2 protein-coding genes are annotated in these 1340 nt (G+C 73.7%); one reads left to right on the top strand and one right to left on the bottom strand.

What is annotated here, in order from left to right; all coding sequences use genetic code 11:
- Window positions 1-314, bottom strand: a 314-nt coding sequence (locus tag AOK23_RS42745; RefSeq protein WP_157878331.1) for a TetR family transcriptional regulator, incomplete at its 3' end; no start/stop codon positions are given.
- A gap of 121 nt (window positions 315-435) precedes the next feature.
- On the opposite strand from AOK23_RS42745, the gene AOK23_RS42740 reads away from it, so the two are divergent.
- Window positions 436-1340, top strand: a 905-nt coding sequence (locus AOK23_RS42740; RefSeq protein ID WP_055717758.1) for an FAD-dependent oxidoreductase, incomplete at its 3' end; no start/stop codon positions are given.

Genomic DNA, 1340 nt, shown 5'->3' with positions numbered 1-1340 from the left:
GCCCCAGCAGCCCCAGCCGCCTCCGAGGCCTCTCCGCCCGCCTCGCCCGCACCGGCCGACCCCGAAGCCGCCCCGTCCGCCCCGTCCGCCACGGCGTCGGCGACGACCGCGTCCGTCACGGCGTCGAGCAGTTCCCCCTTGTTCTCCACATGCCAGTAGATCGCCCCCGGCCCGGTGGCGAGGCGCTCGCTCAGTGCCCGGAACGTCAGTCCGCCCTCGCCCGCCGTGTCGAGCAGTTCGATCGCCGCCTCGACGATGCGTTCACGGGAGAGCGCCTCTGTGCGCCGCTGCGACCGGCGCGTCCGCGTTGCCATGCCGTCATCTTGACACGGCTGGAGCGCTGTTCCAATGTTGGAACGCCGCTCCATGATGGAACGGCGCACCAGAGCCGATCGCCACCTCACGGTCGGCCGACTCGCGCGCGGAGGAACCACCATGACGACCACCACGCCCACTCCCGTCACGATCGTCGGCGCCGGATTAGGCGGCCTCACCCTGGCCCGCGTCCTGCACCTCCACGGCATCCCGGCCACCGTCCACGAGGCCGAGCCCTCCCCCTCGGCCCGCGCGCAGGGCGGGCTGCTCGACATCCACGAGCACGACGGGCAGCTCGCCCTCGACGCGGCCGGGCTGACGGACGAGTTCCGCGCGATCGTGCTGGAGGGCCGTCAGGCGATGCGGCTCCTCGACACGGACGGGACCGTCCTGCTGGACAGGCCAGACGACGGCACCGGCGGCCGTCCGGAGGTGCAGCGCGGCGAGCTGCGGCGGATCCTGCTCGACTCGCTGCCGGCCGGCACGGTCCGGTGGGGCCACAAGGTCAGCGGCACCCGCGCCCTCGGCGAGGGGCGTTTCGAGGTGGCGTTCGCCGATGGCGACACCGTCACCACCGGCCTGCTGGTCGGGGCGGACGGCGCGTGGTCACGGGTCCGACCCCTGCTCTCCCCCGCCGAACCGGAGTACGTGGGCACGTCGTTCGTCGAGACCTATCTGTTCGAGGCCGACACCCGGCATCCGGCCGCCGCGAAGGCGGTGGGCGGCGGGTTCATGATGGCGCCCGCGCCGGGCCTGGAGATCTTCGCCCACCGGGAGGGCGGCGACACTCTCCACGCCTACGTGGCGCTGAGCAGGTCTCAGGACTGGTTCGCAGCCATCGACTTCACCGAGGGCGACGCGGCCCTCGCGCGGATCGCACGGGAGTTCGCGGGCTGGGCGCCCGAACTCACCGCGCTGATCACCGAGAGCGACACCGCGCCGGTCCTGCGCTCCCACCACGCCCTGCCGACCGGCCACCGCTGGGAGCGGGTACCGGGCGTGACCCTGCTCGGCGACGCCGCCCA

It is taken from the genome of Streptomyces torulosus, from assembly GCF_001419765.1.
Classification (GTDB): Bacteria; Actinomycetota; Actinomycetes; order Streptomycetales; family Streptomycetaceae; genus Streptomyces; species Streptomyces torulosus.
Note: the sequence above shows the minus strand (reverse complement) of the source record. Positions and strands in the feature narration are given on the sequence as shown.